General features: G+C 41.8%; 15 protein-coding genes. 8 read left to right on the top strand and 7 right to left on the bottom strand.

What is annotated here, in order from left to right:
- Position 1 precedes the first annotated feature (1 nt).
- Together AB6D93_RS23185 and AB6D93_RS23180 are read right to left on the bottom strand one after the other, a co-directional pair.
- Entirely contained in the window at positions 2-343 is a 342-nt protein-coding gene (locus AB6D93_RS23185) for a DUF723 domain-containing protein (protein WP_372159213.1), read from the bottom strand.
- Positions 337-975 (bottom strand): recombinase family protein, encoded by a 639-nt coding sequence (locus tag AB6D93_RS23180; RefSeq protein WP_102305866.1) that lies wholly within the window; start codon positions 973-975, stop codon positions 337-339. Before AB6D93_RS23180 ends, AB6D93_RS23185 begins: the two co-directional genes overlap by 7 nt.
- A 195-nt stretch (positions 976-1,170) precedes the next feature.
- Between AB6D93_RS23180 and AB6D93_RS23175 the strand changes: the two genes are divergently transcribed.
- The 4 genes from AB6D93_RS23175 (at position 1,171) to AB6D93_RS23160 (ending at position 3,609) form a co-directional block, all read left to right on the top strand.
- Positions 1,171-1,404 carry a DinI-like family protein gene (locus AB6D93_RS23175; protein WP_372127305.1) on the top strand — a complete coding sequence of 78 codons (234 nt, stop codon included), beginning with the start codon at positions 1,171-1,173 and terminating at the stop codon, positions 1,402-1,404.
- A 368-nt stretch (positions 1,405-1,772) separates the two neighbouring features.
- Positions 1,773-2,048 carry a hypothetical protein gene (locus AB6D93_RS23170; RefSeq protein ID WP_372127307.1) on the top strand — a complete coding sequence of 92 codons (276 nt, stop codon included), beginning with the start codon at positions 1,773-1,775 and terminating at the stop codon, positions 2,046-2,048.
- A 183-nt stretch (positions 2,049-2,231) separates the two neighbouring features.
- Positions 2,232-3,188, top strand: a complete 957-nt coding sequence (locus tag AB6D93_RS23165) for a hypothetical protein (protein ID WP_372127304.1) — start codon at positions 2,232-2,234, stop codon at positions 3,186-3,188.
- Positions 3,181-3,609, top strand: coding sequence for a hypothetical protein (locus AB6D93_RS23160; RefSeq protein ID WP_372085130.1), 429 nt, complete (start codon positions 3,181-3,183; stop codon positions 3,607-3,609). The genes AB6D93_RS23165 and AB6D93_RS23160 overlap by 8 nt, the downstream gene beginning before the upstream one ends.
- 167 nt (positions 3,610-3,776) lie before the next feature.
- On the opposite strand, the gene AB6D93_RS23155 is transcribed toward AB6D93_RS23160, so the two are convergent.
- Positions 3,777-4,070 carry an HU family DNA-binding protein gene (locus AB6D93_RS23155; protein ID WP_372127306.1) on the bottom strand — a complete coding sequence of 98 codons (294 nt, stop codon included), beginning with the start codon at positions 4,068-4,070 and terminating at the stop codon, positions 3,777-3,779.
- An 8-nt stretch (positions 4,071-4,078) separates the two neighbouring features.
- On the bottom strand, positions 4,079-4,279 hold the full coding sequence (locus AB6D93_RS23150) for a hypothetical protein (protein WP_372127303.1): 201 nt from the start codon (positions 4,277-4,279) through the stop codon (positions 4,079-4,081).
- Positions 4,280-5,147: 868 nt separating this feature from the next.
- On the opposite strand from AB6D93_RS23150, the gene AB6D93_RS23145 reads away from it, so the two are divergent.
- Positions 5,148-5,306, top strand: coding sequence for a Hok/Gef family protein (locus tag AB6D93_RS23145; protein WP_017110292.1), 159 nt, complete (start codon positions 5,148-5,150; stop codon positions 5,304-5,306).
- Between the two features lie 65 nt (positions 5,307-5,371).
- On the opposite strand, the gene AB6D93_RS23140 is transcribed toward AB6D93_RS23145, so the two are convergent.
- The 3 genes from AB6D93_RS23140 to AB6D93_RS23130 form a co-directional block, all read right to left on the bottom strand.
- A complete protein-coding gene (locus AB6D93_RS23140; protein WP_372127291.1) occupies positions 5,372-6,373 on the bottom strand; it encodes a hypothetical protein in 1,002 nt (333 codons plus the stop codon).
- A gap of 23 nt (positions 6,374-6,396) precedes the next feature.
- Complete coding sequence (locus AB6D93_RS23135) at positions 6,397-7,317, bottom strand: integrase domain-containing protein (protein ID WP_235612570.1); 921 nt, start codon at positions 7,315-7,317, stop codon at positions 6,397-6,399.
- Positions 7,318-7,550: 233 nt separating this feature from the next.
- The gene (locus AB6D93_RS23130; protein WP_154724048.1) at positions 7,551-7,811 is read right to left on the bottom strand and encodes a hypothetical protein; all 261 of its coding nucleotides are present in this window, start codon (positions 7,809-7,811) and stop codon (positions 7,551-7,553) included.
- Between the two features lie 543 nt (positions 7,812-8,354).
- Here AB6D93_RS23130 and AB6D93_RS23125 point away from each other — a divergent pair.
- The 3 genes from AB6D93_RS23125 to AB6D93_RS23115 all read left to right on the top strand — a co-directional run.
- A complete protein-coding gene (locus tag AB6D93_RS23125) occupies positions 8,355-8,792 on the top strand; it encodes a single-stranded DNA-binding protein (RefSeq protein ID WP_102300587.1) in 438 nt (145 codons plus the stop codon).
- Between the two features lie 14 nt (positions 8,793-8,806).
- Positions 8,807-9,040: a hypothetical protein gene (locus AB6D93_RS23120; RefSeq protein ID WP_019821570.1), complete on the top strand. Its 234-nt coding sequence runs from the start codon at positions 8,807-8,809 to the stop codon at positions 9,038-9,040.
- A gap of 95 nt (positions 9,041-9,135) precedes the next feature.
- Positions 9,136-9,421: toprim domain-containing protein (locus AB6D93_RS23115; protein ID WP_372159212.1), on the top strand; the 286-nt coding region annotated here is incomplete at its 3' end.

The following is a 9,421-nucleotide window of genomic DNA, read 5'->3' as shown; positions in this document are numbered from 1 at the left end:
GTTAATCAAACACCTTCAGCAATAGGTGGTTATATTGTTTCGTCCCTCCACGAACATTGAAGTTATCCGTCCCACACCCCCTGACTTCATTCTTATCATTGGCTTTTTGTGGTGTACGTTTTGCCTTCTGCGCACGACTGCAAAGCGGGCAACCGCTCTTTTTTACCGTGGCCAGAAAGTTATTGGGTGTTGTATGGAAGGCACCGTGCTCTGGGCATAATATTTCGACAGGGGTAGAACGATTGACATACTTCATTTTCGAAAAGTCGTACCGCTCACCGTACTTTAGTTTTGCTTTTTGGATAAAGAGGTTTTCTCGATCTTGTCGCGATGGTCTTAACATAGTGTCTTGTTGTTTTTTATTAATTTAGAAACTTTGGAAATCGTGTGTCTGGAGCAGCCTATAAGCGTTTCAATTTGGCTGTAGCTTTTGCCTTCTCGAAGTAGGCCTTCTATCTTTTGGTGCAATTTGACATTAACCGGTCGACCTTTGTATTTCCCTTCTTTTTTCGCTCTTTGTACGCCCTGAGCTTGGCGTCGACGTCTATCTTCATAATCTTTTCTTGCGACAGCGGCAAGCATATCGAGCATCATGCTGTTGAGTGCAGCAAGCATTCGTTCTGTAAACTCATCGGTGGTCTTCATGAATTGATGACTCGTCGGTAGGTCTAATGCCACCACCTTTAGCCCTTTATTGGCGATGATGTTTTTCAGTTGCTCCCAATCTTTGGTGTTCAAACGACTAATTCGGTCTACCTGCTCAACTAGGATGATATCACCGGCCATGGCGACATCGAGTAGTCGAAATAACTCAGGACGATGTAATTGAGCGCCAGATTCATTTTCTTCAAACCAGCACGCGATCGGGAATCCCATTTTGTCTGCAAAGTCAATAAGGTCATTTTTTGCTCGTGAAGCATCTTGCTCGTCGGTCGATGCTCTTAGGTAACCATAAATTCGTATATTGCTGTTCATTGGTGCATTTTACATTGGTTTAGTTATGTTGGTGCATTATACATCTATTTTTGCTATTTACAGCACTAAAATAACCTAGTGCATTAAAGGTGTACCTAAAGGAAACCATCTTTAAATGGATTGACAATACTCACTTGTTTTTATACTGTTGATTTAAACAGTATTGTGGTGTGGTTGAATATGAGGTAGGCAAAAATGCGTGTTGAAATGATGGTCGATGAAAAAGTATTACCGAAAGGCGGTCTAGGAAAAATAACCGAGGAGCTAGAGCATCGTTTAAAGCCGCTTTATCCTGACGCTCGAATACGAGTCCGTAAAGGAACGAATAATAACTTAGAAGTGTATTCCAGAGATAAAGATGAGAAGAAGAGAGTGAATAAGGTGATCGAGCAAGCGTTCAATGAAGCTGATGAATGGCTTCTCGTATAATTAATTAAGAGGACATAAGTTTGATGTCCTCAGACAAGAGTGGCGATGATCATGTTGGGATATATCAAAACGGAATAGCCGAGCTTCACTTCTATACCACTCAGAATGCGGCCTGAAATTTGATCTATTGACTCGTATACATGATAGTTTTTTAGTTTGTAGGATTATAATAAATGAGATGACTTTATAAGACAGCTTGAGCCTAATTTGACTGCTTTTTCAGTCGTTCGCTTTGCATCTCATAATATGGTCGTTTTATGAGATGGTTAATTTTATAAGACTGCCTCTAATGTTTTTCTTAATCATGTTAGCAATGATTAAGTGTGTTATGTTTAAATCATTGCAGCAATGAATAGTGGGATATGGCAATGAAAAACAGCAGGCTCAGCCAAATTCAAAAAGAGATATTAAATTGTTTAGCGAAGGCGTTCGTTAAGGGCGTTAAAGAAGGGAAGTCGACGGTCATCAATCTCGCTGTTACTCAAACACTCAACAGAGAGATTCATCCCAACAATTTTCGTGTTTCCTGCAAGACTCTGGAAGAGCGAGGGCTTATCATGCGTCGGAAAGTAGGCTTTGATTGGTATATCAATATAACGCCTACAGGATTTGATAAAGCGCTTGAAAGGTTAAATGAAAGTTAGCCATTGCAGTAGGTGGGTATGTAGGTTATTCGTTGCTCCCAATATTTAGGTGTTTCACTATGAGCCTTTGGCTAGTCAAAATGTCATTTAAAGCAGTTAATTGACCAAAACGCCTTTCTAGGAATAATAAACGCCTGAAATTATTGGTATGCTCATTTTTATTTGTTATGAAAGTAAACTCCCATGAGATATGAATCCGCTCCTGTAGCTCCAGAAGAAAGGCAAGAAACCACTAGAGAACGAGCCGCTCGTCAACGCCGAGAGCGTCAGGAAGAGCTGAGATATACCGCGAGCGATGAGAAGCGATGGAAGGAAAATCGCGAAAGGGTTCTTCGAGATAGACAAGAGGCGGGGTTAGGTCAAATCTCTCAAGGATTGAAAACACCTATAGTTCTGAGTGAATCGACCGCTCCCCTCCAAACTGTTGAACCAAATATCACTGACGTTAATCCTAGCAACATGCATTGGCCCCCTTATAACTTCCTTGCTAAAGAGGGAGAGAAAGAGATTCATGTTCGATATACACAAGATGTTGTAGAAACTACGGTTCTAGCCCCTGAAGAATGGAAAGAGTTTTTTGATGCGCTCGATAAATCTCAAAATATCGGTGGTACAATGAAAGGAACTTACGATGCATTTGATACCGCTAAAAAATTAGGTGGTTTGGGGGTTACGGCTTATGTAAAAACACATAACGGAGTCGATTATCTGATCTTGAAAGGTTACAAACAGCATATGAAAACGCTGTTATCTGGTAGCCGCTTTAAAGCTTCGAACCCTCAAGTGGTGAAACTTGGCTTAGGTGCTTTAGATTCCGTTAAAGGTATGGCTCGCTATGTAAAAATCACGGCTCCAGTGGAGGTTCTTGTCGGTTCGGCAATTAACGTTTTACAGTTCGTTTTGAACGATGAGTATATGCTTAAAGATCTGGGTGTAGATCAAGCTAAGTTGCTTGTGAATGCTTTAGCTGTTGCTGGGGCTGGTTTATTTTTAGCCTCTCTTGCGCCCGCTTTTGCAGCAACAGCTGTTGGTGGTGGATTGATTTTAGTTGGAGCTAGCTTTTCTGTTTGGGTTGTTGATAAATTTACGGATTTTCAAAAGAAAACCGTAAATAAAGTGTTGGAGCTACTCGATGACTAAACACCTTAAAGGCTTATTGATGGGATGGTGGATAATATTTGCATCTATTCTGGCTTTTGTAGGAGGTGTATGGATGGCTAATTATGTTTACATTACTCCATTAACTGATGTGGATACCAATAAGTTAATGGCTGATCCATTTGTGCTCATCTCATTTGTTAGTGGTTCAACAATTGGTTTTCTTGTCGTGATTGCTCCCTTGAATACCATCTCTAGACTCTTTAGAGGCGGAGAGCTACAGATTAAAACTATAGCCATCTTACTTTGTATATTTGGTGTAGGCGGTGCAGGAGCTAACGCAGCTCTTTATCACTTTGTCATTACCCCTAATAGCATGATCGAATGCCCGAAGAAAATCGGTTACAAGAAAAACTTAATGCGAGATTATGTTGCTGATCTTTCCTTGTGCGAGAAGCTCTAGAGTCTTTCTATTAACATAATTTGTTTAGTTGCGAAATGAAAAAAGGCAGCCCGAAGGCTGCTTTTTTGAGTCACAAGAGATGACTATCAAATCAAATGGAAGGTGATTTATGTATGTGACTCTCAATGTATTATGTGGTTGTTTCGCTGAAAATCAACAGCAAAGCACTATGGATTCAACACTTCTTTCAACTTCTTACCAGCTTTAAATGTTGGGTTTTTTGACGCCGCAATTTGAATGGTTTCGCCCGTTCTAGGGTTACGACCTTCACGCGCTGCACGATGGGCGATTTTGAATGTGCCAAAATCAACCAAAGTCACGTCATCCCCATCGGCCAGTGTCGTGGTAATGCCTTCGATGATGGCTTTCAGGGCTGCATCGGCTTCTTTTTTTGTGATGTCGACTTCTTCTGCGATATGATCCACTAATTCTTTACGGTTCATCTTTTTTCCTTGTTTTATGGTTGTTTTTATTCTTCATCCCACTTGCCAGTCGCATAGCGAAAGGCGAGAGGCTTATCGACAACGTCGCTAATGTCTATTTTAAACGTATTTTCAGTCGCGTGTGTGGTGGCACTGGCTTTGGCTGCAGCCAAAGAGCGCATGTACACGGTTTCGGACTTGAGCGTATTTCTTTCTTTATCCAAATAACAGATATTAAAGACCGCCATACCCTCTCCTGTTATGTAAAAGTCAAACGTGTCATTAAGAGTCGCTATTTTCTATTTAGATAGCGAAGCTAGACATTATAACCCCATTTTTGAGTCGTTTAGCCAGCCCATCACATTGTTTTATCTTGTGATATACTAAGCCTGTTGTAGTTGAATACTGACTGCACAGTATTAAGCACACGGGGTTAACCCCCCTTAAATGGCTCTCTGAAACGTGTCGCGGCTTCTTCTCTAGTAGAAAGGAGTGAAAGCATACTTAACTGCTCAGGCCTTGCGCCTGTTCATTCAACTGTTTGATTTTTAAATCAATTCAATATGGCCACTGCGTCATTATACTGCTCTTATTTCTAAGGGCTAAATTTGACTTTGCGACAGCCTGTTGCAAGCAACATAACCATACTTGATGCCCAGGTTCTGAGGGGGACCATTGCGTCAAAAGACTTAACTTAAGGAGCGATTCTTTATCTTTATCACTACCAGTCAGCGTGCAAGCTGGCGAGCCTAAATCATGCTTGAATGATTAATTCGTGAGAAATCACGTCGCCGTAAGGCGTAAACTTAAGATGTACAAAGGGCATTCATTTGAAGCACAAATGAATGCCCTTTGTCGTTTTTGACAAGTTTGATATCAATGGTGAAAGCGGGGGTGTTAGAAACAAACGTTCTTGATTTGAAAGGCTTGTGGTAGAATTTGTGTGGGCGCTCTTGGCTTATTTGCCATGAGTGACTGACTTTTATGTTTGCTTGTGGCAGATAAACAAAAGCCCCGTTATCCGGTTACTGTTAGCGCAGTAACTTTCATTTAACGAGGCCTAAGTGATGACTCACAAACTCATTGTAGAGCCTCTTTACTGTGGAGGCAACAAAAATGCCGAAAAATAAAACAGCACTCGCAGGGCTGATTGTCCTGTGCTTTACGTTCTTGTGTAGCTTATGGCTAGTTCGAGACTCACTCTGTGAGGTTCGCTACCAGGATGGTGGCACAAGTTTTCTGGCTCAATTTGTTGTCTACGAAGCAGTAAGGTAGAGCTGGGCAGGAGGGGGTAAAACCCTTCCTGATTCAGTTTTGTGAAGCATAGTCTAAGAGCGCCCTTATTTCTTTCCTATTAACTCCCTGATTTCTTCTTCACTCATCTCCAATTTACGACAAATTCCCGGCAGAACTTGATGTATCAAGCGCTGACTTTCTATGATTTCACTAACGTAAATATCAGGGTGAATTTGCGGTGGGAAGAGCCCCATTATCTCCGCTTCACTATCGTCGTACAGTTCTTCATGATCTTTGTTGAGCAAGTGGAGCAGCTCTGCACGCAGTGGTAAACGGTGTTGGTAAGCATGAGATTTCAATGCGTTAATGTACTGGTGAGTGTTCATCATGGTCTCGTTTTGGAATGCTTGCAGCCCAGGGAAGATTTTCTGATCATCTAAAGCATGGTAAACGGCAAGATCAACGAGAATATGTTCCCAACATAATGCTTCTTCAAATGGATGATCAGGGTGCTCGGAGATGGCATCGAAGAAAGTATCGTAATAACACTGGATATTGACCATTGCATCGAATATTAAAGAGAGCGTATGCGCATAAATGTTCGCGTTTATCATAGACTCCAAATCATCAATGTTATTCAGCTGTAAATCTTTTGGATACTCTTGGGGCAATTCCATGCCTATATTGATTAACGCTTCAAGTGTTCGCTCACATAAGAAATCGGTATTATCAGGCATAAAAACAACAGGAATATCTGATAGATAGCGATGCAATGCGTCATTTATCAGGGCATTGACTAAGGTTTGCCATTGCTCCATCTGCTCTAACCCTCCTAGAGAGAAGATAAGGTGAGGGGAAAGGTATTTCTCTCCAAGCACGATATTTTCTAATGAGTCAATGATTCCAATTGGAAGGGGCGTTTTGAGCCATTCGTGAATTTGAGATTCATCGACGTTTAGCTTTGAGGCTAAGGCCGCCGTGGTGCCAAATTTTTGAGTGGCCAGCTTGAGTAAAATATGATCGATGTCTTCCTCTGCCTCCTGAGGTTGGGGGGCGTTAGGAATGATGGTGTGGGAAAGCTGTTCGATAGTGTCTTTTGAAATCATAGTCTTGCCTCTTTATGGTTAATTTAACGCGCACCAGCGCATAAATAGTGTGTCGTAATACTTGCTCTGAAATGCCCAAGCTCTTGGCTAACGATGGCCTTGCGATCCTGGTATGTTTCATTGGAGATAGAATGTGACATTCGCTCTTGGGCGTAGCTGTATCGAAGCCCATGAGCCCCATGTGACCAACCTAACACCGACTTTGAACGCTGACTGAAAGCATCACTGAATTTTTTCCCGCCAGCGATATCGTAATAGGTAGTGATTTTGCATTTCCTGTCTTCAACGATAATGGGTGTGGAGAGTCGTTTAGTTTCAAGAATATTAGACAGTTCGGATGGGAGAGTGACGACTCGTTTCAGCCCTCCTTTGCCTTCGACGATGTATTTAACGCCATTTAATCCTTTGAAAAGATCGTTACGCCACTTCCGGCTTTTGGAAGGTTGAGCTTCATCGAGGCGCCTGAGTGTGAGAAGCTCGCGGGCTCGCAAACCCGCAGAAAAAGCAATGGCGGTAGAGAGTTGCATTCGCTCGCGTTGGTGCATCATAATTTGTTCGACTTGCTCATACGTATAAGCTCGATTTACCCACTCTCGTTCTAGTAAGTCACCTTGTATAACGACTCTTTCTCCTGGCTCATAAATATCAATAATCCGTTGCAAAACCTTGCGTTCATTTCTTAATGATTTTGCGGCAATGTTATTTCGTTGAGACTCAATATATTGATTAGCCATTTCACAAGATAATTGCTTTACTCTTTTTATCCCTATCTTATCCATAATTCGGGCGGTTACTTCAATGTGACGAAATAATGTCATAAAGCTATGTATTTTTTCTTTATTCTTTGTTTTGTTTTCACCAATAGCTCGGTAATGAAAGTTGTAAAACTTAGAGGTTTGTTTTTCTAATTTAATCCGCTGTCTCTTTGCTTTTGAAAACATCATGGGGTGCCTCATTCCAATATTGAATCCGTTTATAAACGGATTTTTTTGATATGGTTATGTTCTTTTTATGTTGTAACCAAAGAGCTATCTCTCCATAGGAACATTGGCATTGATGCCTCAGTGCCATAATTTCACATCGATATTTATCGAGAGGAGATCCTTTTGATTTGTCTTTGTGATGAACGGGGTGACTCTTTTTTATTAGTGGCTTTGGCATCGCCTCTAGTAATGAATTAAGAAATGGAGTCCGCATTGTTTTTACTCCAATGTAATAAGAGTCTACGACGAACAGTGGATTCATTGACTTTTATGTGGTGTTGATTGTTGAGCCAGAGAACAATATTGGCATAGCTTAGGTTAAGATTTCTTAATATGATGATTTCATCTTTTAGATGATCAATCTTAGATATTCTTTGTGTTTCTTTATTCTGGCGAATTGCCTCAACATCTTGGTTAAGAATGCTAATAAAATCCGAGTCTGTCTTTTTTTTCATAATAACCACCACGAATAAAACATCAGGCGTTAAGTCGTTACCCCAACATTGAACAAATTTTGCCTCAAACAAAGGCTAACTCAAGTAAATGCCGCAAACAAGCCCCCTCAATGGTGATTTTTTTAAAATCGGCGTTGAGGGGGCGCGGCTGGGGAAACGGGGGATTTCGGTATTACGTTGAGGCAGGTGTAAATAAATGAGGCAGTAAAGAGAAATAACACGCATGAGGCAGTAGCAAGGTGAAAAATGGAGCGAACGCGACAACCTTGTTGATGGAGCAATATATTGTCGTCTGAGGCAGGAGGGGAAAGGGAAAGCAAAGGGGTGAGGCAAAAGAAATAAAGCGTTAAGCGATCAGTTCTGTGTATTGATACGTAATCAATATAATAGTCAATGATATTTTGGCGTAACTTTAAATAGTGTAACACAAAATAAAAAATAAATACTCGTTAAAAATACATCCACCAATGTATTTTTAATGAGTATTTTTCTATTGCCTTTTTGATACTGTTTCTCGTGACTTTGTTCAAAGGAGAAAAACAGATGGCAAAAGGTCTTTTTATTTTTGATGGCAATATTGGTATGACACCAGAATTGCGTTGGCAGCCAGCGAATGACCGTTCGAATGGTGAAGCTAGACCGTTATTAAAATTTAACGTCAAGTACGACCGTTTAATTAAAACACAAGATCCAGAGCGTCCTTATGAAGATAAGGGCGGTTTTTGGGTAGATATCAGTTATTGGGGGCGTGACGCTGAGGCGTTAAGTAAGTTATTACAAAAAGGCATGCGCGTACGTATTGAAGGCGAACTCCGCATCGACGTTTGGGAAGATAAAAATAACCCAGGCCAAATGACGTCAGGCATGGCATTAACGGCTTCGTTAATTACCATCATGGCGCAGCGTGTGGATGCGGTGTTATTAAAAAAGCCACAACAATCAGGGGCGAATAATAACCCAGCCTCTCAATCTGAACTTTAAATAGGGAGTGATAGATGAGAGGAGTGAATTTATCTAACGCGATTGCGGCGCTTCGATTTCGTGTGCGGTCGCGCCGAAGTGGTGACGCCGACCAACGCGCTCAAGCGGAGCTCGGCGTGAAAGCGCAAGAGCCATTTTGTTCGCAAGTGCAGCAAGCTTTAATTGGCAACCGTGAAGGCATGACGCTCAGTAAGGTCACGCCAGGTTGGGTGAAGAAACAACTCGCCAGCAAGGTGACGACATCATGATGGGTGACTTGTTATTGGGTCAGTGCTTTCTTTATCAAGAAGGCGCTCTAAAGGTGACGCGGTCACCTTGTTTGTGCGTAGGTTGGAGGTAAACCATGCGTGTGCTTTTATGTGAAAAACCGTCTCAAGGACGTGATATTGCCAAGGTACTTGGCTGTCATGAAAAAATCGAGGGGGCGTTGCGTGGTCAAGGTGTGGTCGTGACCTGGGGGTTTGGTCATATTCTGTCTCAAGCCGACCCGGAGCATTATGACCCCGCATTAAAAGCTTGGTCTTATGACACGCTCCCTATCGTGCCATCGACCTGGCAAATGGTCGTGCCACCGGACAAGAAGAAACAGTTCAATGTCATCAAGAAATTATTGGCCAGCGCGACAGAGG

The sequence above is a fragment of the Vibrio sp. 10N.247.310.23 genome (assembly GCF_041467155.1).
GTDB classification, from domain to species: domain Bacteria; phylum Pseudomonadota; class Gammaproteobacteria; order Enterobacterales; family Vibrionaceae; genus Vibrio; species Vibrio crassostreae_C.
Note: the sequence above shows the minus strand (reverse complement) of the source record. Positions and strands in the feature narration are given on the sequence as shown.